20 protein-coding genes are annotated in these 21,282 nt (G+C 38.7%); 3 read left to right on the forward strand and 17 right to left on the reverse strand.

What is annotated here, in order from left to right:
- Positions 1 to 18: 18 nt before the first annotated feature.
- The 9 genes from dnaJ to gpr all read right to left on the reverse strand — a co-directional run bounded on the left by dnaJ (position 19) and on the right by gpr (position 11,824).
- Entirely contained in the window at positions 19 to 1,140 is a 1,122-nt protein-coding gene (dnaJ, locus tag BGM26_RS10670; protein ID WP_217039793.1) for a molecular chaperone DnaJ, read from the reverse strand.
- Between the two features lie 454 nt (positions 1,141 to 1,594).
- Positions 1,595 to 3,427: a molecular chaperone DnaK gene (dnaK, locus tag BGM26_RS10675; RefSeq protein WP_217039794.1), complete on the reverse strand. Its 1,833-nt coding sequence runs from the start codon at positions 3,425 to 3,427 to the stop codon at positions 1,595 to 1,597.
- A gap of 27 nt (positions 3,428 to 3,454) precedes the next feature.
- Positions 3,455 to 4,078: a nucleotide exchange factor GrpE gene (gene grpE / locus BGM26_RS10680; RefSeq protein WP_217039795.1), complete on the reverse strand. Its 624-nt coding sequence runs from the start codon at positions 4,076 to 4,078 to the stop codon at positions 3,455 to 3,457.
- Positions 4,079 to 4,244: 166 nt separating this feature from the next.
- Complete coding sequence (gene hrcA, locus BGM26_RS10685; RefSeq protein WP_217039796.1) at positions 4,245 to 5,276, reverse strand: heat-inducible transcriptional repressor HrcA; 1,032 nt, start codon at positions 5,274 to 5,276, stop codon at positions 4,245 to 4,247.
- Positions 5,277 to 5,509: 233 nt separating this feature from the next.
- The gene (hemW, locus tag BGM26_RS10690) at positions 5,510 to 6,643 is read right to left on the reverse strand and encodes a radical SAM family heme chaperone HemW (RefSeq protein WP_217039797.1); all 1,134 of its coding nucleotides are present in this window, start codon (positions 6,641 to 6,643) and stop codon (positions 5,510 to 5,512) included.
- Positions 6,644 to 6,747: 104 nt separating this feature from the next.
- Positions 6,748 to 8,583, reverse strand: coding sequence for a translation elongation factor 4 (gene lepA / locus BGM26_RS10695; protein ID WP_217039798.1), 1,836 nt, complete (start codon positions 8,581 to 8,583; stop codon positions 6,748 to 6,750).
- 326 nt (positions 8,584 to 8,909) lie between these two features.
- Positions 8,910 to 9,254, reverse strand: a complete 345-nt coding sequence (locus tag BGM26_RS10700; protein ID WP_217039799.1) for a YqxA family protein — start codon at positions 9,252 to 9,254, stop codon at positions 8,910 to 8,912.
- A 21-nt stretch (positions 9,255 to 9,275) separates the two neighbouring features.
- Complete coding sequence (gene spoIIP, locus BGM26_RS10705) at positions 9,276 to 10,481, reverse strand: stage II sporulation protein P (protein ID WP_217039800.1); 1,206 nt, start codon at positions 10,479 to 10,481, stop codon at positions 9,276 to 9,278.
- Between the two features lie 218 nt (positions 10,482 to 10,699).
- Positions 10,700 to 11,824: a GPR endopeptidase gene (gene gpr, locus BGM26_RS10710; RefSeq protein ID WP_217039801.1), complete on the reverse strand. Its 1,125-nt coding sequence runs from the start codon at positions 11,822 to 11,824 to the stop codon at positions 10,700 to 10,702.
- Between the two features lie 298 nt (positions 11,825 to 12,122).
- Here gpr and rpsT point away from each other — a divergent pair, with 298 nt between their 5' ends.
- Positions 12,123 to 12,389 carry a 30S ribosomal protein S20 gene (gene rpsT, locus BGM26_RS10715; RefSeq protein WP_217039802.1) on the forward strand — a complete coding sequence of 89 codons (267 nt, stop codon included), beginning with the start codon at positions 12,123 to 12,125 and terminating at the stop codon, positions 12,387 to 12,389.
- Between the two features lie 80 nt (positions 12,390 to 12,469).
- Here the strand turns inward: rpsT and holA are convergent, their stop codons facing one another.
- A complete protein-coding gene (gene holA / locus BGM26_RS10720; protein WP_217039803.1) occupies positions 12,470 to 13,501 on the reverse strand; it encodes a DNA polymerase III subunit delta in 1,032 nt (343 codons plus the stop codon).
- A gap of 316 nt (positions 13,502 to 13,817) precedes the next feature.
- Between holA and BGM26_RS10725 the strand changes: the two genes are divergently transcribed.
- Positions 13,818 to 13,952, forward strand: coding sequence for a YqzM family protein (locus tag BGM26_RS10725; protein ID WP_217039804.1), 135 nt, complete (start codon positions 13,818 to 13,820; stop codon positions 13,950 to 13,952).
- A gap of 92 nt (positions 13,953 to 14,044) precedes the next feature.
- Here BGM26_RS10725 and BGM26_RS10730 read toward each other — a convergent pair whose 3' ends face one another.
- The 3 genes from BGM26_RS10730 to BGM26_RS10740 all read right to left on the reverse strand — a co-directional run bounded on the left by BGM26_RS10730 (position 14,045) and on the right by BGM26_RS10740 (position 17,839).
- Positions 14,045 to 16,381, reverse strand: a complete 2,337-nt coding sequence (locus BGM26_RS10730; RefSeq protein WP_217039805.1) for a DNA internalization-related competence protein ComEC/Rec2 — start codon at positions 16,379 to 16,381, stop codon at positions 14,045 to 14,047.
- Positions 16,382 to 16,537: 156 nt separating this feature from the next.
- The gene (locus BGM26_RS10735; RefSeq protein ID WP_217039806.1) at positions 16,538 to 17,104 is read right to left on the reverse strand and encodes a ComE operon protein 2; all 567 of its coding nucleotides are present in this window, start codon (positions 17,102 to 17,104) and stop codon (positions 16,538 to 16,540) included.
- 105 nt (positions 17,105 to 17,209) lie between these two features.
- The gene (locus BGM26_RS10740) at positions 17,210 to 17,839 is read right to left on the reverse strand and encodes a helix-hairpin-helix domain-containing protein (protein ID WP_217039807.1); all 630 of its coding nucleotides are present in this window, start codon (positions 17,837 to 17,839) and stop codon (positions 17,210 to 17,212) included.
- 88 nt (positions 17,840 to 17,927) lie between these two features.
- Here BGM26_RS10740 and comER point away from each other — a divergent pair, with 88 nt between their 5' ends.
- The gene (comER, locus tag BGM26_RS10745; protein ID WP_217039808.1) at positions 17,928 to 18,752 is read left to right on the forward strand and encodes a late competence protein ComER; all 825 of its coding nucleotides are present in this window, start codon (positions 17,928 to 17,930) and stop codon (positions 18,750 to 18,752) included.
- 158 nt (positions 18,753 to 18,910) lie between these two features.
- On the opposite strand, the gene BGM26_RS10750 is transcribed toward comER, so the two are convergent.
- The 4 genes from BGM26_RS10750 to BGM26_RS10765 are packed head-to-tail and all read right to left on the reverse strand — an operon-like array spanning position 18,911 to position 21,140.
- Positions 18,911 to 19,657: a class I SAM-dependent DNA methyltransferase gene (locus tag BGM26_RS10750; RefSeq protein ID WP_217039809.1), complete on the reverse strand. Its 747-nt coding sequence runs from the start codon at positions 19,655 to 19,657 to the stop codon at positions 18,911 to 18,913.
- A complete protein-coding gene (gene rsfS, locus BGM26_RS10755; protein WP_217039810.1) occupies positions 19,654 to 20,010 on the reverse strand; it encodes a ribosome silencing factor in 357 nt (118 codons plus the stop codon). The genes BGM26_RS10750 and rsfS overlap by 4 nt, the downstream gene beginning before the upstream one ends.
- On the reverse strand, positions 20,003 to 20,581 hold the full coding sequence (gene yqeK / locus BGM26_RS10760; RefSeq protein ID WP_217039811.1) for a bis(5'-nucleosyl)-tetraphosphatase (symmetrical) YqeK: 579 nt from the start codon (positions 20,579 to 20,581) through the stop codon (positions 20,003 to 20,005). The genes rsfS and yqeK overlap by 8 nt, the downstream gene beginning before the upstream one ends.
- The gene (locus BGM26_RS10765) at positions 20,571 to 21,140 is read right to left on the reverse strand and encodes a nicotinate-nucleotide adenylyltransferase (protein ID WP_217040749.1); all 570 of its coding nucleotides are present in this window, start codon (positions 21,138 to 21,140) and stop codon (positions 20,571 to 20,573) included. The genes yqeK and BGM26_RS10765 overlap by 11 nt, the downstream gene beginning before the upstream one ends.
- Positions 21,141 to 21,282 lie beyond the last annotated feature (142 nt).

A 21,282-nucleotide genomic window follows, 5' to 3' on the forward strand; every position in this document is an offset into this window, starting at 1 on the left:
CTACCAACTCCATTTCCTTTAATCGCCCTTAAATGCTCGTTTCACTTTCGCAAAAAAGCTTTCTTCTTGTTCTCCTTGAGGTACTTGACCACTTACCTCAGCAAACTCATGAAGCAGCTGTTTCTGCTTTTCTGTTAGCTTTGTAGGGGTAATAATGCGTACAATTATATGCTGATCGCCTTTCCCGTAACCTCTAACATTTTGAATCCCTTTATCTTTTAAGCGGAATTTTGTACCTGTCTGTGTACCCGCTGGAACTTTTAATTTAATTTTGCCATATAGGGTTGGAACTTCCACCTCATCCCCTAAAGAAGCCTGGACAAAAGTAATTGGCATTTCACAATAAACGTCATCGCCATCACGCTCAAAAAACTCATGAGATCGGACATGGAACACAACGTATAAATCTCCTGAAGGACCGCCATTGATTCCTGGTTCTCCCTGTCCGGATACGCGAAGCTGCTGTCCATCATCAATCCCGGCTGGAATCTTCACTTGAATCTTCCGGCGCTTTTTCACTTTGCCGGCTCCACCGCATGTAGAACATTTATGTTTAATCTGCTTGCCTGTTCCGCTACAGTGATGACAAACTCTTCGATTGACAATTTTGCCAAATGGCGTATTTTGCTCAACATTCAGCTGACCAGAACCATGACAATGCCCACATGTTTCAGGCTTTGTACCAGGTTTCGCACCTGATCCGTTACATGTTTCACATGTTTCCTCACGCGGAATTTCAATTTCAGTCTCCTTGCCGAAAACCGCATCTTCGAAGGAGAGGGTCATTGTATATTGCAGATCTGCCCCTTGTCTTGGTGCGTTCGGATCCCGGCGTCGCGAGCCCCCGCCTCCAAAGAATGTGCTGAAAATATCTTCGAATCCGCCAAAGCCGCCAAAATCACCGCCGCCAAAGCCTTGATTTGGATCGGTATGGCCAAACTGGTCGTAATGAGACCGTTTTTGATCATCACTTAAAACTTCATAAGCTTCTGTCACTTCTTTGAATTTCTCGTCTGCATCTGGTTCCTTATTAATGTCTGGATGATATTTTTTGGATAGCTTTCGATAAGCCTTTTTTAATTCATCCTTGGATGCCCCTTTACTGACACCAAGAACTTCATAGTAATCCCTTTTATTCATGATTACCACTCCCCGATCATTTCACATAAAGATTATTTTAACATTCTCTATTTGTGTTTTGCAACTAAGAAAAAAGCCAAGTACATGCAAAAAATAAAGGCTGTTTTCGCATATATTGTTGTTATTAGCCTTCAAAGTTTGCCCGTTGATTTCCGCTGCGGGCACTTGCTTTCCGCGGGGAGGGACGGAAGCCTCCTCGGCGTATCCGCCTGCGGGGTCTCCCGCTTCCCTCTATTTCCCGCTGGACACTGAATTTACATCCTTGAATCTGCCCACGCACGAAGGAAAAGCGATAGCATTTTCGAGGAGTCAAGTGCCCTCCGCTCCAATCAACTCAGATTATTAAATAAAAATCACATTATAAAAGCAACAAACGTTACGAAAACAGCCAAAATAAAAGTCAAAGCCAAGAAAGACCTGACTTCGACTTTTAAAAGATTAGAGGTTATTCGACTTATTTATCGTCTTTAACCTCTTCATATTCTGCGTCAACTACATTGTCATCGTTATTTTTTCCATCTTGGCCTTCAGCACCTTGAGCAGCTTGGGCCTGTTTTGCAGCTTCTTCATAAAGCTTCATTGTTAAAGCTTGAACGATTTCTTGTAAAGCATCCTTCTTCGAACGGATTTCTTCTAATTCGTTCTTTTCGATTGCTTCTTTTAAAGCATCTTTCGCTTCGTTTGCTTTCGCAACTTCTGCTTCGTCTACTTTACCTTCAAGGTCTTTTAATGTCTTTTCAGTCGTAAAGACTAGTTGATCTGCTTCATTACGAAGCTCTACTTCTTCTTTACGCTTCTTATCAGCTTCAGCATTTTCTTCCGCTTCTCTAACCATTTTATCGATTTCTTCATCAGATAAACCAGTTGAAGATTTGATCGTGATTGCTTGTTCTTTATTCGTTCCAAGATCTTTAGCGCGAACGTTTACGATCCCGTTTTTATCAATATCAAAAGAAACTTCGATTTGCGGAATTCCTCTTGGAGCTGGCGGAATATCTCCTAACTGGAAGCGTCCTAAAGTTTTATTGTCGGCAGACATTGGGCGTTCGCCTTGTAGGACATGAATATCAACAGCCGACTGGTTATCAGCAGCAGTAGAGAAAACCTGGGATTTAGATGTTGGGATTGTCGTATTACGGTCAATTAATTTCGTGAATACGCCGCCCATTGTTTCGATCCCAAGTGAAAGTGGTGTAACATCTAGTAAAACGACATCTTTTACATCACCAGAGATAACTCCACCTTGGATTGCAGCACCCATTGCCACAACTTCGTCCGGGTTAACCCCTTTATGAGGTTCCTTGCCTGTTTCTTTCTTAATTGCTTCTTGTACAGAAGGAATACGAGTTGAACCACCGACAAGAATAACTTTATCGATTTCAGATGGTGAAAGCCCAGCATCTTTTAATGCTTGGCGAGTAGGTCCCATTGTTCTTTCAACCAAACTTGCAGTTAGCTCATCAAACTTAGCTCTTGTTAATGCAATTTCAAGGTGTAATGGACCTGCTTCTCCTGCTGTAATGAAAGGCAAGGAAATTTGAGTTGATGTAACCCCTGAAAGGTCCTTTTTCGCCTTCTCAGCAGCATCTTTTAAGCGTTGAGTAGCCATTTTATCTTTAGAAAGGTCAATGCCATTTTCTTTTCTGAATTCCTGAACTAAATAGTCGATAATTGCTTGGTCAAAATCATCTCCGCCAAGACGGTTATCACCGGCTGTTGCTTTAACATCGAATACACCGTCTCCTAGTTCAAGAATGGAAACGTCAAACGTTCCTCCACCAAGGTCGAAGACGAGAATCGTTTGGTCTTCATCTGTTTTGTCCATTCCATAAGCCAAAGCAGCGGCTGTAGGCTCGTTAATAATACGTTCTACTTCAAGACCAGCAATAATTCCTGCATCTCTTGTCGCTTGACGTTCAGCGTCGTTAAAGTATGCTGGAACAGTAACAACTGCTTTTGTTACTTTTTCACCAAGATACTCTTCAGCATATGATTTTAAGTGTTGAAGAATGATTGCAGAAATTTCTTGAGGTGTATACTCTTTTCCTTCTGCCTCTACTTTAAAATCTGTACCCATATGACGCTTTACAGACATGATTGTATTTGGATTTGTAATCGATTGGCGTTTTGCCACTTCCCCAACTTGGCGTTCGCCATTTTTGAACGCTACAACAGATGGAGTTGTACGGTTTCCTTCTGGATTTGGAATAACTTTTGATTCGCCGCCTTCTAAAACGGAAACACATGAGTTGGTTGTACCTAAATCGATTCCGATGATTTTGCTCATGTTTCATTACCTCCCTAAAATATGTAATTATTGATTTACTTTAACCATTGCAGGACGAATAACTCGATCCTTTAACATATACCCTTTTTGGAATTCTTCCACAACTGTATTCGAATCGAAACCTCCTTCTTCTACCTGCATAACTGCTTGGTGAATAGTGGGGTCAAATTCTTTCCCAACAGCTTCAATCTGTTCTGCACCTTCATTTTTCAGGGCTTCTAGCAAGCTGCGGTAAACCATTTCCATCCCTTGTAAAAGCGATTTCGTCTGTTCATTATCCGCTTCTAATTGAAGACCTCTTTCAAAGTTATCCATTGCAGGCAATAAATCAGAAATCAAGCTTTGAGCTCTATATTTTTCAGACGCTTCAAGATCCAATCTTGCACGGCGTCGGGAATTATCAAAATCTGCCTGAAGACGATAATAACGATTTTCGGCATCCACTAACTTCGCTTCTAATTCAGCATTTTTCTCATTAGCAGCCTTCAACTGATCATCAATTGAAACTTCTTCATTGGCCTCAGTAACGGATTCATCCGTTTCATCAGCTTCTGCAAATACCTCTTCAATTGTATCTGAAGCCACTGAATCATCAGTTTGGTTAGATTTATCGGTTGTTTCCTCATCTAAAATATTTTTTCCATCTGCCAACTTGTTCACCTCCCTTAAAGAATAGCTTTAACTTTATTCAGTAGGGGTTCAAACCCCTACTGAATAAAGTTAAGCCTCCTGCGGATGCCTCAGATTTTCCAAAGGAATTTATCGAGCAAGCTAAGGTAAAAATCTGGGCGCAAATACGCCAAGGCGTATTTAATTGTCAATTATTGTTATACAGCTTTGTTAGAACAGAAGATAAGTCTGTACTGATATAATCTAGCAGGCTGATCACTCGAGAATATTCCATTCTTGTTGGACCTAAAATGGCTATTGTTCCAAGCTGCTCTGTACCTACCGAATAAGTCGCAGTAATTAAGCTACAGTCTTCCATCGCTGAATTATTATTCTCACGGCCAATTTTAATCGTGATGCCGGATTGATTTTTGCGGATTAATTCGTAAATGCTTTCTTCTTGATCAATCATGTTCATTAGATTTTTGATTTTCTCAATGTCATGAAATTCTGGCTGACTTAGCATGTTCGTCTTTCCGCCAAAGAATAACTTTTCATTCGTTGGGATTTTAAATGTATCTGTAATCGAGTGAAGCATTAAATCAAAATTATGAATATGTTGCCGTAAAAGGACAGCAACTTCTTTATAAATTTTATCATTGAGTTTTTCAATTGACACACCTTCAAGGCGGTCATTTAAAATATTAACTAATTTTTCAAGCTCCCCGGAATCCATCGTGTCTGGCAATTGAAACATTCGGTTTTCAACATGGCCTGAATCAGTAACGATGATTGCAATCGCCGTATGCTTGTTTAAAGGGACAATCTGAATTCTTTTTAGTTTATTTTCCCGAACAGCCGGTCCCAAAACAATGGAAGTATAGTTCGTCAACTCAGAAAGGATTTTTGCTGATTTTTGCACAATTTTCTCTAGTTCATAGATTCTCTCTGCAAAAATCGATTTTACCTTATGAACATCGTGTTGATTTAGTTTTTGCGGAGCAAGTAAATGGTCCACATAATAACGGTACCCTTTCTCGGAAGGGATTCTCCCGGATGAGGTGTGTGTTTTTTCGATAAACCCAAGCTCTTCTAAATCAGACATTTCATTGCGAATAGTCGCCGAACTTAATGAGATTTTCTCCTTTTTCGACAAACTTCTTGAACCGACTGGCTGCGCAGATTGAATAAAATCATCAACAATTACTTGGAATATCAATAATTGACGATCAGTCAACACAGTTATCACCTCTGTTAGCACTCTTGAACTGCGAGTGCTAATTCTAATAATAAATTATCAAATCAAGGGATTGGTGTCAATAAAAAACGCTGAGCGTTTTTTGAAGTTGGCGGACAGAGGCCAGAAAGAAGGAAATCGGCGAATTCGCCGATTTCTTTATTTTCGACAAATACGGTCGAAATTTCTATTAGTTATTATCTTTCTTCGACATCTTTTTAATTAATTGCTGCGATTTATTTTAAAAATGCCTGAAAAACTTCATTACCTAGAAGGCGGCCCTTTTTTGTCAATTGAATATGATCATTTGAAATGATAATTAACTCACGGGCTGTAAGATCGATCAATTCTTTATCGAATAATGCAATCGGATTTTTTTCGAATTTTTCCGTAAAATGCGGAACGGATACACCTTTTGTTTTTCGCAGACCGAGAAACATTTCTTCTTCTATTTGCTCCATTTTGGTTACTTTATGTTGATCTAGGATTGGTAACTGGCCCGCTTGGACGGATTCCATATATTTTTTTATCGGACCGTGATTGGATCGTCGGAATCCATTTACATAGCCATGTGCACCAGCTCCAAATCCGTAATACCATTCATTATTCCAATAGGTTAGATTATGTCTGCTCTCATATCCTGGTTTTGAGAAGTTGCTAATTTCATACTGGTTGAATCCATGCTTATCCATCTCTTCCATTAATATTTCAAACATTTCTGCCTCTGCATCTTCCCCCGGCGACTGAAGTTTTCCTTTTCGCATTAAGTTATAGAAAACAGTTTTTGGCTCAATAATAAGCGAATAACCTGAATAGTGGACGATATCTAAGCTGAATGAAGTTTGAAGCGTTTCCTTGAAATCTGCCACTGTTTGTCCAGGCAAACTATAGATCAAATCAATACTAATATTTTCAAAACCCGTTCTCTTAGCCGCTTCAATAGATTGAAAAACATCTTTCGCCCGATGCACTCTCCCGATTTTCTTAAGCAGTTCCTCGTTAAAAGTCTGGACCCCAAAGCTGATCCTGTTTACCCCTGCTGCAAATAAGATCCGCAGTTTCTCTTCCGAAAGATCACCCGGATTTGCTTCAAATGTAAACTCCGTATCTTCGTCGTACGGGAGGTGAACTTTTATTATTTGACATAGCTTTTCAAGCTGTTGTTCATTCAACGCTGTCGGTGTTCCTCCACCGATAAAAATTGAATTTAAATGATCAGTAGGAGATTCAATTAAAGCCAATTCGATCTCTTTACCTAAGGAATCGAGATACTCATCAACGGGCTGCCCTTGTAAAAATACTTTATTAAAATCGCAATAGTGGCATATATGCTCACAAAAAGGGATATGAATATATGCTGCTTTTATCATTTTTACCACAACCTAATATTTTATTGCATTTCATTGATTAACGAAAAAGGAGGGAGGATATGCCTTTTTATTACAAGCACATCCACCCTCCCTTTAACAAATTATTATTTCTTCGTATTGTTGTCGTCCATCTTCAACACAGCCATGAAAGCTTCTTGCGGAACCTCTACAGATCCAATCTGCTTCATGCGTTTCTTTCCTTCTTTTTGCTTTTCAAGCAGTTTTCGCTTACGAGAAATGTCCCCTCCATAACATTTAGCCAATACGTTTTTCCCCATTGATTTAATGGTTGAACGAGCCACAATCTTCTGACCAATTGCCGCTTGAACAGGAACCTCAAATTGCTGACGCGGAATGAGTTCCTTTAATTTTTCTACGATTACTTTACCACGCTCATATGCGAAGTCTCTATGAACAATAAAGCTCAAAGCATCCACTTTTTCTGCGTTCAATAGAATATCCATTTTCACAAGCTTTGAAGGCTTATAGCCAATTAATTCATAGTCAAAGGAAGCATATCCTTTTGTGTTTGATTTAAGCTGATCAAAGAAATCATACACAATTTCAGATAAAGGAATTTCATAAGTGATATTTACACGCGTTTCATCCATATATTGCATATTAATAAAGATTCCGCGTTTTTCCTGACATAGCTCCATGATCGCCCCAACATAATCATTTGGCGCCATCATTGTTGCTTTTACATATGGCTCCTCAATGCGATCAATTTTTTGCGGATCAGGCATTTTGGATGGGTTATCAATTTTTATATTAGACCCATCTGTCATTATGACATCGTATATTACACTAGGAGCTGTAGTAATTAAGTCGATTTTGAATTCACGCTCGATGCGCTCCTGAATAATCTCCATATGAAGCAACCCTAAAAACCCGCAACGGAAACCAAATCCAAGTGCTTGAGATGTTTCAGGCTCAAATTGGAGGGCAGAATCATTTAACTCCAGCTTTTCGAGTGCTTCACGCAAATCATTAAATTTAGCGCTATCGATAGGATATAATCCGCAATAGACCATTGGATTTAATTTTCGGTAACCAGGAAGTGCCTCAGTTGCTCCGTTTTTCGCGTTTGTGATCGTGTCACCAACACGGGTATCACCAACATTTTTAATGGAAGCAGTTAAGAAACCTACATCGCCAACAGTTAGTTCATCTAACACTTGAGCTCTCGGTGAAAAAACACCTACTTCGATTACTTCAAATTCTTTTCCAGTTGCCATCATTTTGATCTTATCTCCGGCCTTTACCGTGCCCTCAACTACACGAATATAGGCAATGACACCCCGATAAGGGTCAAACAAAGAGTCGAATATCAGCGCTTTTAATGGAGCATCTGGATCACCAGTTGGTGCAGGAACTTTTTCTACGATTTGTTCTAAAATTTCCTCAATCCCTATCCCTGCTTTAGCGGAAGCAAGAACAGCTTCAGAAGCGTCAAGTCCAATCACTTCTTCAATCTCATTCCTCACACGCTCTGGGTCAGCGCTTGGAAGATCGATTTTATTTATAACAGGAACAATTTCCAAGTCATTATCAATCGCTAAGTACACGTTTGCCAACGTTTGCGCTTCAATACCCTGGGCTGCGTCAACAACTAGAATCGCGCCTTCACAGGCAGCTAAGCTTCGGGAAACTTCATAAGTAAAGTCGACGTGACCTGGTGTATCAATCAGATGGAATGTATATGTTTCCCCATCTTTCGCATTGTATTTTAATTGAACGGAATTCAATTTAATTGTAATTCCACGTTCTCTTTCAAGATCCATGGAATCAAGCAGCTGAGCCTTCATTTCCCTTGACGTCAATGCATTTGTCTTTTCAAGAATACGGTCAGCTAATGTAGATTTCCCATGATCAATATGGGCGATAATAGAAAAATTTCGTATTTTTGCTTGTCTATTAAGTCTATCTTCTCTGTTCATTGTTTCACTCCTACTGTAAGAAAAACACTTCGCGCTTGTTTAAGCTTAGTGGTTGGATTAGAAGTTATTGCAAGTGAGCCGATTCTTTTTTCCGAATCTAGTTCATATCCTCTAAAAATTTATACACTATGCACTATTTTTAGATTATAGCAGTACAATTATCAAGATTCAATGCTAATGAAGCGAGAAATTAACGCATAATGACGCGAACACACGCAAATAACACCTCATTTAGGATAACGAAAAAGGGGTGAAATCTATTTAGTTATTTGAAAATCTAATTCTTTCATTTGCGAAAATAAAGGCAGCTACCTGAAAGCAGCTGCCTAAATGCCTTTTACTAGATCCGTTAAGAAATGAATCATTTTTTCTGTTGCTGCGGAAAGTCCGCCAGAGAGTTTTTTTCCCATGGATGAAAAAAAATTATATGCTTTCATTCCTTCCAGCTTTTCTTTTTTTTGCTGCAGGTCATGGCTAGATACTTTATTGCCTAGAATTGAAGCTTGGATCTCCCCGTTTTCATTTTCCTGAACAGTAAAAGCACCTTTGAAATTAGCATCATTGAATCCTTTCATATTCTGGATCCCAAGGTTTGCCTGCTGCATGCCAAATAATACAGATACAAACATCAATGCTACGAGAAGAAAGGTTTTCGTCATAAACATTCTCATATCTAATCACACCTGCTTCATTTATTTCTTTTCGACTGGTTCCTTTACTGACTGGTTTACTTCTTCTGCCTGCCAGTAATACTCGCTGAACACGTCCGCGAGGGCTTCTGCCGATCGATTCAATTCCTCGAATGTGTTATCCACACCGCCAAATTCAATAAGGATTGCATTATCTGATAAATCCTGATTAAACTTCCCGTTTGTTCCTGCACCTTTTGATTGGATAATTCCCCTGCTTAATCCTTTATACTTTGTTTCTAGCTTTTTGTGCAGTTCATTTGCGAATCGTAAATTCTTTTCATAATTTGGATTGTCTGCACCAATGACAAAGGCAAGCTTTGCATATGGCTTTCCGTTAATTTCCTTCGTTGTTTTCTCTTTCCTTCCAGCATCTCGATGGATATCAATAAAATATGTTAAATTTCGATCATTTGCCGCCGCAGCCTGTACCACTTCTCTTGATTCCAAATAAGATTTAGGATACAACCAGCCTTTTTTATTCAAATTGCCCTGAATATCCGTTTTGTCAACTTCCGTTCCGATTCCCTTGCTTTCTAATTCCTCTTTGAGCTTATCACCAATTTTCATCACATTTATTTGTGAATGATAGGCTAAATTCGGATTAGTCACTCCTTTTAAATAGGGGAGATAGGACTCCCGATTATGAGTAAAATAAACATAGACAACGTTTCTATCTCCAGTTGTGTTCGAAGGCGCTCCTGACGGTTTCTTTTCACCAGCTATATCTAAGTCCTCTGTGTTCTGCAAAGTGGCTTCCTGTTCAGCTCTAAGAACCTCAAGCGGAGGGGCCGACTCCACCGGCATATTCGTATAATCTGTTCCTTCACCAGCAACCAAAATCTTGCTATCGTATAATGAAAATAACGGCAATTCCCTCCCTAGTAAACTCCGCGGATCATCCAAATTTACATTGGTTGAAAGCTTAAATATCATACTTGTTAATGGAAGGGAAGAATTCTGTTCACTTAATCCTTGCATAAAATGATGATTTTCCCATCCAAGAAAGTGATACAGCATTTCTCCAGTAATATTATTCGCCGCTGAATTGACTGACGATGAACTAATTCTGTATTCAGGCTTTAAGGATGTTAGCACACCACTTATTGAAAAAATCAACAGCAAAAACAGCAGGAAACCGCCGATTATTTTAAGTAGGCTCGTCCCTTGAACAACAACGATCATTCCGGTAGTTTTTAATGGTTTCATCCTTCCACCTCTCCTAGCGAGTCTAGTAAATCTTATGACTTTGCTAGGGAAGATAGAACCTAAAAAGCTAAAATAGGATTTCTAAGCAGCAATTAAGAATCACGCTATGTTAAACAAAGTTGTTAGACACGCGGGTTCTGTTAAGTTATTTAACATAAGTTTGAGCAGAGCTTGTTTTGAAAGAATTTTTCTATGCGTATGTTACTCTGTATTCTTTTTTACCGTGTGTAAAATCCAGCATTTTCCTGATCAACGTTTCGATGGAGGGCAGCATTTAATCCATTGGCCAAGAGATTTGCCATATCTTCAATGAACACATCCACTTCTTTTGGCGTTACCATCAAATTATGCCCAATAGGGGATAAGACCTCATAAATTAATTTTCGCTTTTCTTCGTCTGGAAGTGTTCCAATCATGCCAAGGAATGTCTTTCGATGATGTTCTTCAGGCAAGTCCTCTTCGGTCAGCTTTTTTCTTTTGCCAAAACTCATTCCTGCTGGTGCCAATGCCCTTGAAGGTCTGTCCCCTTCCTTCATTTCTTTTCCGAAATGCTTTAATATGAAATCGATAGTGTCACTTGTTATTGAAACAGCATCAACCACTGTTGGGACACCGATGGCAACAACTGGAATCCCAAGTGTTTCCTTGCTGATTTCCTTGCGTTTATTTCCAACTCCTGAACCGGGATGGATTCCTGAATCAGAAATCTGAATGGTTGCGTTCACCCGTTCGATCGACCGCGCTGCGAGGGCATCAATAGCAATGACAAAATCTGGCTTTGACTTTTCAACAATGCCAAAAATAATGTCGCTCGTTTCAATTCCTGTTATCCCCATAACGCCAGGTGCAATCGCACTAACCGGACGGTAGCCTTCTTCGACGCTTTCTGGCTGTAATTGATAGAGATGCCTTGTAACAAGCAAATTTTCACAAACCTGGGGCCCTAATGCATCTGGCGTCACATTCCAGTTGCCTAAGCCAACAACTAAACAAGAGGCATCTTCCTTTATTCCGAGTTGCTTGATAAACTGGGCAAGCTCATTGGAAAATATTTTCACCACTTTTTTTTGCATTTCTGTATCCTGCTGACGGATTCCGACGGCTTCAAGTGTTAAATATTTTCCTTTCTTTTTCCCTAAAGCTTCGGCACCTTCCTTTGTCACTTCAACAAAGGATACCTTTATGTCATCTTCTTCTTTTTCTTTTATGATAACCCCTTCAATTTGGGAAAGATTTTCCTGTTGCTGAACAAGATTCTGCCGGCCAGCGATGAACATTTCTCGCGCCTCAATGGCAAGATCTGTTCTGATCGAATATTTACTTAAATCTAATGTTTCCTCCATATAGATCCCTCACATTCTCGTCTTTTAATGATCCGCCGCTTCTTTTTCACAAAAATCACTAAACCTAGAACTATTTTCTATCTTTGCCTTTTCATCAGAGAAACATTCACAAAATAAGCCTCTCTCTCTTTTGTCAGGAATACCATGTGAAAAATAATAGAGTTATCAAAATAAAAGCAGAGTATTGCAATATGGCCTAGTGTTTGATAAAATATCACTTGTTCTTAATAAATTGATTGTTAATGAATGTGAAAGTCGAGTTTATATATTCTCGATGCTTTTTTAGGAGGTGAATGGAATGCCAAACATTAAATCTGCTATTAAGCGTGTAAAAACGAACGAAGCTCGTAACGCGCAAAACACTACTGCTAAATCTGCTATGCGTACAGCTATTAAGAAGGTTGATGCTGCTATCGTTAATAACGATGCAACTGCTGCGAAAGAAACTTTCGTTGATGCTGCTCGTAAACTAGACAAAGCTGCGTCTAAAGGTCTTATTCACAAAAACGCTGCTGCTCGTAAAAAATCTCGTTTAATGAAAAAAATGAACTCTTTAAATGCTTAATATTTAAAGAATAACGGCTATCTTTCAGAGATAGCCTTTTATTTTGAAAAAAACGACCCTTTTTCGGGTCGTTTTTTAGATTATTTTTGCAAAGCATGATCATGCAATCGAAATAAAAACATTTCTATCAGCATGACTTTGTTCATGCCGCCTGTTTTCATTTGGTAATCAGCGTCCGCCAATAATTTTATGATCATACTAAGTTCCTCATCGCCAAATAGTTGGGCTTGACCAGCCGCAAGCTTGATCCGAAAAGGGTGTACCTTTAAATAACCAGCGATTTGCTGCTGCCCATATCCTCTTCTTGCTAGCTCTTTAACCTGATAAATTAATCGGAATTGTCCTGTAATAACCGCCAATATTTTAATCGGCTCTTCATTTTGCTTTAACAAATCATAATAGATCCTTAAAGCATCGTCTATTTTTCGGTGGACAATTTTATCAACAAGTGAAAAAATATTTTGCTCTAATGAACGGGAAACAAGCTTTTCAACTGTCTGCTCATCGATTTTATTTCCAACACCGGAATATAAGGCCAGCTTATCGACCTCACTTGTGAGCATAAACAAATTCGTGCCGGTAAGTGTAAGCATTAAGTCCACTGCTTTCTCATCTATTTGTACCCCGTTGATGGACGCCCGTTCCTTAATCCAAGCCCTTAATTCTCCTTCATTGAGCTTTTTTGCTTCGAGTAAAGCCGCTTTTCTTTTTAATTCTTTTGTCATTTTCTTCCGTTCATCTAATTTTTCATAAGTAGCTGCGAACACTACAATTGAGTAAGGGGCAGGCTCTTTAAGATACGCCTCAAGTTTTGCCAAGTTATGTTCCGTTTTTTCTTTTGTTTTTTCAGAGGTTAAAAAATAAGGATTATGTAGAAAAATTAATCTTCGTTCACCCATAAATGGAAAGGTTTCTGCATCTTCTAATGCAGCATCAATTGGGGTTTCCTCTAAATCATAAGAAGACAGATTAAAGTCCGCTTCCTCATCATTCAACACGTTATTAATCAGCAAATGCTTTGTCTCATTTATAAGAAATGACTCCGGACCATATAATAAGTATAAGGGTGCAAACTGTTTTGCTTTAATTTGTTTCCATAAATCAAAAATCAATGTATTTCGCTCCGTTCATGTTACCATTCTTCTTTTTTATCTTAAAGAAGCTAAGGAGTTTTGACAAGGTACAAATTTCTTCATCAAAAGGAATTGACACCATCGATCAAGTGCCAATTCCCCATCTATATAGAACGTCGGAACATGAGGCCTAGGATACTCAAGAAACGACGGTATGCATACTGTACAAATTATTCTTTCCTTGCATTTGTATCTTATTTGTGACAACTCTTGTCATATAAGGAAAAGCCTCGAAGAACGGTAGATTTTTTTATTCTAATCGCTTATACTTAGTAGGAAATAGGAGGGGTAGACTGTGAACCAATTTGAGAAAAACGTCCAAAGTAAGCGGAATGATGCGATTGACTCTGGAATGGGATTTGCCGTATCTTTCGGTTTTTTCGCAGTATTGTTTATTATTGCTACAGTCATTAAAGTTGTCGGATCTTAATGGCTACATAAGAATTTTTTGGGCTGCATTGCAGCCTTTTTTCTTTTGGCTAGTTTTAAGTTATCCGATGGGGGCCGAATCTTAAGTAATTCTTAATCTATATTATGGGTAATTACAGAAAAGGTTCCATTGTCCCCTTTAAATACATAGGAAATTGCCCCATGCTGGTCTGTTCGCAGTACTTTTATATGTCTTACTGCCAATTTTTCGAGGATCTCCCTTTTCGGATGTCCGTAGCGATTATTTTTTCCCACTGAGATGATTGCAAGCCTTGGTTTAATTTGATCTAGAAAAGGATCGGAGGTTGAGGATTTACTGCCATGATGACCAACTTTTAACACATCGATTTTGAGCTTTTCGTAGGAAGAAATTAGTTTTTCTTCTCCCGCCTCTTCTAAATCACCTGTAAAAAGCCATTTGATTCCCGCGATATTTGCAAATAGAACGATTGAGCTATTATTTCTCTCTGTCTCCATCCCCATTTGCGGTGATAATACTTGAAAGAAAGCATCGCCAGAAATCCACCTTTCTCCTGCTTTCGTGAAATGAAAAGGGATTTTCTTTCCTTTCGCTATATTTAATATCGTTTTTTCGAGTTCTGACAGTTCTTTCACCTTTGGCAAGAGCAGTTCTTTGACATTTAACTCCTTGATGATCTCTAAAGACCCTCCAATATGGTCCATATCCCCATGGGTTAAAATTAACTTATGAATAGTTGTTATTCCTTTGCTTTTTAAATAAGGAACGACCACATCTTTTCCAACTTCAAACTGCTTCTGTCGTTCCTTCCATTCTTCTGTATTGAATCTTAATGTACCGCCCGTATCAATTATATAATTCCCTTTTCCATGTGGCAGTTTTATTAGGATACTGTCCCCCTGGCCGACATCAATAAAGGTGATTTCCCCATACGGAGAAAGCGTATTCCCTAAGGCATGAATGATCATAACAATCAATGGGAGAAATAAAATCTGAATAAACCTTTTCACTTGAATGAATCGCTCCCATAACGAAAAAAATATCGGCATGATCAATAAATACAACAAAAAAACGGAGAGTGAAGGCCGACCAAGTGTGAGTGTCGCAAATGGAATCAGTGAAAGCCTCCCAGCTGCATAATCCATCCAAATAATGAGTAAATTTAATGGATTCAACAGGAGATTAATCGTTGCACCGAAAAATAAATGCAACAAAAAAAGAATGAAAATCACAGGTAAGATAAAAAGTGAAAACAGAGGAACAAAAATCGCATTAGCAAGAATGGAGATGACGGACACTTCAAAAAAGTAAAAGAACATAATGGGAGTGGCTGCCAGCTGACAAATAAATGACGTGGCAAACAATATAGATAGAGGGTGAGAAAACCGTTTTAAAATGATCGGCGCAGAAAATACTAATGAAAAACTAACACTAAAGGAAAGTTGAAAGCCTACTTCATATATCACTAAAGGAGAGAAGAAAGTGTACAATACAAAAACAATACTTATCACATCAATTGTTAATAGTGAGAATTTTCTGCTCCATTTTTTTAGAGCTAAAAAAATGATCATCATAAAAACAGCACGAATCACGGAAGGCGCGGCACCTGTTAATAAAGCATAACAAGGTAAAAACAGGAGTAAAGCTGTCGTCATCTTCTCCCTTGTCACACCAATTCGGAGGCCGAAATAATAAATCATACTTGCAAGCATGCCAACATGAAGTCCCGAAATCGCCAATAAATGGACAATTCCAAGTTTTTGATATGATTTTAACACATCCGCTTCAATTAGATCTCGATCACCGAAAAGCAGAGCTACTGCTAATGGTGCCGTTTTTTTAGGGAAATAACTCTGTATGTATAAAATTCCATTTTGTCTAATCGTACGAAAGAATGAAAGAGGGGTTTGCTTTTGAGGACTGCATTTAGAGAGGTTTAAATGATCAATTTTTACTATCCAAAACATTTGGTTTCTTTTCAAATATTCTTTGTAGTTAAAAGCATTTTCGTTTGTTGCAGAAGCAGGTTCTTCGAGGCTGCCAGTTACTTGACACGCGATGCCTGTTTTTAAATTTTCTGTGATGGCCTCCTTCTCTTTCTCCGTTTTAATTTTGTATCTAATGACAAGCTTTTCACGATGATCAGATTCCTTGCCCCTAGCAGTTAACAGCTCTCCGTCTACCTTTATCTCTTCTTGAAAATAGAGGTTAAAAACAGTTTCTTTCCCTGTTAAGCGGGATTTGTTCCCTTTTTCAACAGTTTCACCACGGACAAAGAAGAGAATAAAAATCAAGCTAAAAAAAAGAATTTGCTTACGAGTAAAATTTTTCCTTTTAGAAAGTAAAATGGCCATTAAAATATAAACCGCAAAAAATATAAATGGATTGATAAAGGCTGCTAAAAAACCCGTAAGCGCGGAGACTGCAAAATAAATCCATCTGCTCTTCATTTCTTTTTCTTCTCCTTCTTCTTCATTCTCCTCAAAATCAAATACGCCTTGGCGTATTTGCGCCCAGATTTTGCCTTAGCTTGCTCGATAAATTCCTTTAAAAGATCTGAGGCCAGAAAAAGTTTGACCGTGGTGTAATGTTTTTGCCCAAGAATTTTAGCGGGGAGTAAACAGCTTCTCAGCTTGAGCTTGCAATAATATGATCGCTTCTTTATCCTTTCCGGCTTGCTTAAGCTCATCCATTATCTTTTCAATGAATTGCCGTTTCTCTTGGGGTTGAAAATCGACTGACATTTCATTACCTTCTACTTGTTCTACCTTTACTCCAGCCATATTGAAAAGCTCGATCGCATAAGGGTGATTTTTGTAATCCTTGGAATAATAGACTGTTTTTATCCCAGCTTGAATGATGGCTTTACAGCATTGCAGACAAGGAAAGTGAGTAACATAAATTTCGGCTCCGCTCGTTGGGACGCCAAATTTCGCACATTGCAAGAGAGCATTCATCTCGGCATGAATCGTTCTTACACAATGATTATCAATGACGTAACAGCCCTCATCTATACAATGCTCTCCGCCTGCGATGGAGCCGTTATACCCACCTGCAATAATTCTTTTATCCCTTACTATCGTCGCTCCAACAGATAATCTCGTACAAGTGCTTCTTAGCGCGAGTAAATGACTCTGGGCAATAAAATATTGGTTCCATGAAATTCTATCCATTACATTTTTCTCTCCCTTGTATTTCTATATCTCAAAATAGTTAACTTGAACTTCCCTAATAAATACAAGTTTAATCCTGGGGAAGAAATGGGTCAATGAATTCTCCTATTTTACTTTAATACTGTTCTGTAATTTCTCGAACGTTTTATTGCCAATTCCACTAATTGACTTGATATCCTCAATAACCTTAAATGGACCATTCATTTCGCGAAACTCGATAATCGCGGCAGCTTTAGCAGGCCCGATTCCAGGCAGTGTTTGCAATTCAGTTTCATTTGCAGTGTTCAGATTAACCTTTCCATCACTCCCTCCTTGACTAGCAGGGACTGCTCCTTGTAGAATCGATCCAGATTCCTCTAACACCTCACCTTGAGCTGGGACGTATACAACCATTTCATCCTCTACCCTCATTGCAAAATTAATCTTCGCTTCATCCGCTTTTTCAGTTAGCCCGCCAGCTTTATTGATCATGTCTATTACGCGCTCATCTGTGCCTGCTTTATATACACCCGGCTTATTCACAGCGCCCTTCACATCAACGATAACACTCTCTGCAACGGCTTTCATTTCTGCGTTTTCGTTTAGGTTCTGCTCCTCAATTCCTAACCACTCTTCATCATTTTTAATAACGCTACTCTCGTTTTCCATTGGTTCAAAAATAAAATAGATCACCGCAAAAATGATCACAATGCCTCCAGAAATATAGGCTTTGTTTGATTTTATCCAGTCAATCATACGAATCTTCCTTTCTTTTTTAGCATAATTCAAACACTATGTTCATATCGTATATGGGAAAGCTTGCTGGTAAAGGAGGGATGGAACATTGAATATCGGAATTATTGGAACAGGTAATATGGGGAGAATTCTGACAGAAGCATTGCTTGATGGAAATGCTGTTTCCTCTTCTTCCTTAACGATTACAAATCGAACAATCAAAAAATCTTTGGAAATTCAGAAGAACTATCAAGGAGTTCAAGTAGCGGCAAATGGGAAAGATGTAGCGGAACGATCATCGCTCATCTTTATTTGCGTGAAGCCACATGATATTTACCATGTTATTAAAGAGATTTCTCCTTTCTTAACAAAAGAGAAATGCGTTGTATCAATTACAAGTCCGATTACAGTCGAACAAATAGAGTCTGTTACCCCTTGCTCTGTTGCAAGGGTCATTCCAAGCATTACGAATCGAGCACTCGCTGGCGTTTCATTAGTTTCATTTGGTAACAATTGTGATAAAAAGTGGAAGGAAAGAATTTGGAATTTGTGTCAGGCGATTTCAAAGCCGGTTGAAATTGAGGAAAACATCACACGTGTCAGTTCTGATATTGTCAGCTGCGGTCCTGCTTTTTTCAGCTATTTAACGCAAGCCTTCATTCTCGCTGCAGTCAAAGAGACGAAAATAGATCAAAAAACGGCAACAACCCTTGCAGAAGAGATGCTGATCGGAATGGGAGAACTGCTGAAAAAGGGCTTTTATACATTGCCAACATTACAGGAAAAGGTATGTGTAAAAGGAGGAATTACCGGTGAAGGAATCAAAGTGCTTGAAAGCGAATTAGGGGAAGTTTTTGAGCATGTGTTTCAAGCAACCCATGCTAAGTTTAAAGACGAAATCAATAAGGTAAAGGATCAATATCCACTCCCTTAATCAATATTCGGCACGAAGGAGAAAACTCCTTCATCAAAATTTTTTTTTACACAAAACCAAAGGGCCAGTCCTCATAAAAGCAATATATTGTAAATTGGATTCGTTAACATCCAATTCATACAGTATATTGATAGTGAGGTCAGGCCCTTCCTAATTTTTTATATTTTCCGGCAAATAAAAAAGATTCGTTCCGAATGAGCTTTCGGTGACACTGCTTCAAAATCCGCTGCTACTTCAAGCACTTCAAAACCAGCTTCCTTAAGCCACGCCTCATAAACTTCAATGGGATATGTCCGTTGTAGATGCAGCTCATCATATCTGTCATATTGGCCCGTATTTTGATCTAATACAAAGAATGAAAGATCATGCTCAACACTGTTCGGAAATTCCCCTTGATAACTGTGCCATATATAAGAAATCTCCTCTTCATTAAGAGTAAATGTCTGATTCATAAAAACCTGCATTATTTTATAAATGGAATGGACATCAAAGATGAAAATTCCACCCTTAATCAGGTGATCATTCACATTCCGAAAGGTAGCCAAAACTTCGGGCTCCGACTCTAAATAATTTAATGAGTCACAAAAAATGCCAATTAAATCAAACTGACCAAGACCTTCGAGTTCAGCCATATTTTGCTGATAAAATTGCATGTCCAATCCTTTGCTGCTTGCCTTTGATTGAGCAACTGTTAACATATCAGCTGAAAGGTCAACCCCTGTTACATCATAGCCTTCTTCAGCAAGCTTGATTGAAAGCTTTCCCGTTCCACAGGCGAGGTCAAGAACCCTTTTACCCTGAACATTGTATTTCGTTACAAGCTTGGTTACGAGTTCGACCCATTTATCATATGGAACATCTTTCATTAACTCATCATAAAGATAGGCAAACTTCCCGTAGGTCATTGGTTAAGCTCGCTTTGAACATTTTCAATTGGCGCATCCCCCCAAAGACGTTCAAGATTATAATAGCTTCTTTCATCGCGATGGAATATATGGGCAACAACATCCCCCATATCCACTAGGATCCACCTTGCTTCGTCAAACCCTTCGATTCTTTTTACAGAGTAGCCTAGCTCTCCAGCTTTCTCTTTCATCTCCCTTGCAATTGCCTGTACTTGTTTATCCGAATTTCCATGACAAATTAGGAAATAATCTGCAATTAAAGAGATTCCTTTCATATTTAAGACAACTATATCTTCAGCTCTTTTATCATCAGCCGCTTTAACTGCGGTCAATAGTAATTTTCTTTCACTCATTCAATCCGTCCTCCTGATTTATAATTAAGTCATTATATGTGTAAAAAGTAGCTGGAAAAACCGGCTGTCCTTTTTTAATTAAAAATAATATGGTATTTTTGATGGATTTTATTAAAGCTCCATCGAGACTGTTCTCCGCTATTTCACGCACTTCTTCAACGCCAGGAAAATGCCTCCCTGGTTCAATATAATCAGCTAAATAAATAACTTTCTCTAACGTTGTCATCCCTGTTCTTCCTGAAGTATGGTATTTGATTGCATCAAGAACTTCCTGATCCTTAATTCCAGCTTCCTTCTGAACAAGATAAGCCCCGACAGGCGCATGCCACAGTTCACTATTGAAGGAAAGGAGTTCTTGCGGCATTCCTTGTTCAATAATAATTTGTTTCATTTCCTCTTTTGGACGAAATTTGGCATAATCATGAAAGATCGCGGCAAGTTCGGCCTTTTTTTCATCGGCACCATATTTCCTAGCAAGTGCCACTGCTGACTCCATAACACCAAGTGTATGGGTGTAGCGATGTTCTGTTAATTGTTCCTTCACTATTTTTAAGGCAAGATCACGGTCCATATAAATTCTTCTCCTTAATATAGCTTCTTACTGAATCCGGAACGATATAGCGAACCGTTTTCCCTTCCTTCAGACGGCTTCGGATGAGGCTAGAGGAAATATTTATTTCCGGCACCTCGGCATAAAGAATCGGATAAGGGCTTTGATGACTATAAGACGGTCGCCTAACTCCTATAAATTGAACGATGTCGAATAATTCATCGATGTTATACCACTTTGGTAAGTATTCAATCATATCTGCACCAATAATAAAATAAAACTGTTTATCAAGATGCGTTTCTTTTAGAATTTTCATCGTTTCATAAGAATAGGAAGGACCCTTCCTTTTTAGTTCAATTAATTCAATTTTAAAATTAGGATGCCCTTGAATGGCAAGTTTCAGCAAATTCACTCTGTCTTCATCATCAATCGCATTCGACTTTTTCTTGTGCGGAGGCTCTTGATTCGGCATGAACCAAATTTCATCCAATGACATCGTGTTCAACACTTCATTAGCAATGATTAAATGTCCAAGATGCGGGGGATCAAAAGTACCGCCTAAAATGCCGATTTTTTTCAGGGTGCACTCCTCCTGACTTTTCTTTTTGACTGTTTTCGCATATATTGTTGTTTTTAGCCTTAAATTTAGCCCGTTGATTTTTATATAAAATCAATTTGAAAAAGCAACAAAGTTTACGAAAACAGCCTTCTTTTAGACTTTA

It is taken from the genome of Bacillus sp. FJAT-29790, assembly GCF_019039215.1.
Lineage (GTDB): Bacteria > Bacillota > Bacilli > Bacillales > Cytobacillaceae > Cytobacillus.

Coding starts and splice junctions, on each gene's coding strand:
- dnaJ (WP_217039793.1), bottom strand. CDS start 1,140: ATGAATAAAAGGGATTACTATGAAGTTCTTGGTGTCAGTAAAGGGGCA.
- dnaK (WP_217039794.1), bottom strand. CDS start 3,427: ATGAGCAAAATCATCGGAATCGATTTAGGTACAACCAACTCATGTGTT.
- hemW (WP_217039797.1), bottom strand. CDS start 6,643: ATGATAAAAGCAGCATATATTCATATCCCTTTTTGTGAGCATATATGC.
- lepA (WP_217039798.1), bottom strand. CDS start 8,583: ATGAACAGAGAAGATAGACTTAATAGACAAGCAAAAATACGAAATTTT.
- BGM26_RS10700 (WP_217039799.1), bottom strand. CDS start 9,254: ATGAGAATGTTTATGACGAAAACCTTTCTTCTCGTAGCATTGATGTTT.
- spoIIP (WP_217039800.1), bottom strand. CDS start 10,481: ATGAAACCATTAAAAACTACCGGAATGATCGTTGTTGTTCAAGGGACG.
- gpr (WP_217039801.1), bottom strand. CDS start 11,824: ATGGAGGAAACATTAGATTTAAGTAAATATTCGATCAGAACAGATCTT.
- rpsT (WP_217039802.1), top strand. CDS start 12,123: ATGCCAAACATTAAATCTGCTATTAAGCGTGTAAAAACGAACGAAGCT.
- BGM26_RS10730 (WP_217039805.1), bottom strand. CDS start 16,381: ATGAAGAGCAGATGGATTTATTTTGCAGTCTCCGCGCTTACGGGTTTT.
- BGM26_RS10735 (WP_217039806.1), bottom strand. CDS start 17,104: ATGGATAGAATTTCATGGAACCAATATTTTATTGCCCAGAGTCATTTA.
- BGM26_RS10740 (WP_217039807.1), bottom strand. CDS start 17,839: ATGATTGACTGGATAAAATCAAACAAAGCCTATATTTCTGGAGGCATT.
- BGM26_RS10750 (WP_217039809.1), bottom strand. CDS start 19,657: ATGACCTACGGGAAGTTTGCCTATCTTTATGATGAGTTAATGAAAGAT.
- rsfS (WP_217039810.1), bottom strand. CDS start 20,010: ATGAGTGAAAGAAAATTACTATTGACCGCAGTTAAAGCGGCTGATGAT.
- yqeK (WP_217039811.1), bottom strand. CDS start 20,581: ATGGACCGTGATCTTGCCTTAAAAATAGTGAAGGAACAATTAACAGAA.